The sequence below is a fragment of the Parendozoicomonas sp. Alg238-R29 genome, from assembly GCF_947331445.1.
Taxonomy (GTDB): Bacteria; Pseudomonadota; Gammaproteobacteria; order Pseudomonadales; family Endozoicomonadaceae; genus Sansalvadorimonas.
Genome location: NZ_CAMZOG010000217.1, coordinates 1 through 1260 on the forward strand (window position 1 = coordinate 1; position 1260 = coordinate 1260).

Annotated in this window: 1 protein-coding gene; it reads left to right on the forward strand. The window is 39.0% G+C overall.

Features of this window, described 5'->3' with window-relative positions:
- The first annotated feature begins 80 nt into the window (after nucleotides 1-80).
- The gene (locus tag QMA35_RS21725) at nucleotides 81-1178 is read left to right on the forward strand and encodes a HEPN domain-containing protein (protein WP_281649220.1); all 1098 of its coding nucleotides are present in this window, start codon (nucleotides 81-83) and stop codon (nucleotides 1176-1178) included.
- Nucleotides 1179-1260: the final 82 nt, after the last annotated feature.

Below are 1260 nucleotides of genomic sequence, written 5' to 3' on the forward strand. Positions count from 1 at the left end.
GTGTTCGGCAGCAAGCTGCCTGGGACGCCTTCGGCGCCCCACAACTTCGCGTTAGGTTTCAATCATAATTCGAGTTCTACATGAGCAATAAAAGACATCCGTTAATGCCGGATGAAACAATACATAAAATATTGATATCAACGACAAGCAGATTGATCGGTAGTTATGAAAATGATGACATATTAATATCACATGCATGGCAGCATTTCTCTAATTCAAATGGACTTATGCGTGAAGAAGAAAATCCAGTTTCTCGGTCTGCATTTGTTCTAGCCTTTAAAACAGAAGGTTATACAAAAGCTGCCGGCGTTGTAATCCCAGATTATTCATATATCGGAGATATTGTCTGTTCATTGTTATCTGTGCTTTATGGGAAAAGATTTGATTCTCACGGTCTTCTTGAAGGGAGCGGATTTTACAATACACCAGACCTATCGGCATATAATAATATTTGCAATCATAAGCTTCCCTTTAACTCACACACTGCAAGGCGGTGTTTTAATGTTCCTCTAAACTTAGAACACTTTAAAACCTTGGAGAAATTGCTACTAACTCAAGATATAGATCAGGAATTCAAGTCAAAGCTATATGCTGCGTGCAAATTTTATACTCAAGCAATACAAATATGTGAAACTGAACCTGAAGTAGCTTATCTACACCTTATTACGGCAGGTGAAATCATCTCAGGTCATTATTCATATGAGCAAGATGAAGTTTTAGATGCAGTAACTCTTAAGCATCTTGCTGAAATACGTACTCATGTGCCCAACGGTGATAAAATTGCACGTCATATATCAGGTAGATTACTCTCAATTAAAAAGAGATTTATTAAGTCACTTGTATCATTGATTGGTCCTGACTTCTTTGACCAAAGAGAAGTATCAGGGGAGTTCGGGTATTTTAAAAATGATGATTTTGAAAAACGGGTTGGTGCAGCATACGATCTCAGAAGCAAATATGTTCATACTGGGTCACCGTTTGGCGGCTGGATAAAGCCAAATAGCAGATTAGATGATGTCCAGCTTGGAAAACCTGTAGTACCTGATAAGGAATATGCAAAAACACTTGCAATAGCACCAACATTTACGGGACTTGAAAGAGTAATTCGATATTGTCTTTTAAAGTTTATGTCAAACAATGGTCTGGCAGAATTATCGAATATCAAGCCAGAAACCTAACAAGTGGGTCCAGGTGACGCCTTCGGCGCACCTGACCCAAGCGTTGTGCGTCGGGGTGAATATATTAATTTCTCGTTCCTCG

Bases quoted from the DNA above. Each gene is read 5' to 3' on its own strand.
- QMA35_RS21725 (WP_281649220.1), top strand. From the start codon at position 81: ATGAGCAATAAAAGACATCCGTTAATGCCGGATGAAACAATACATAAA.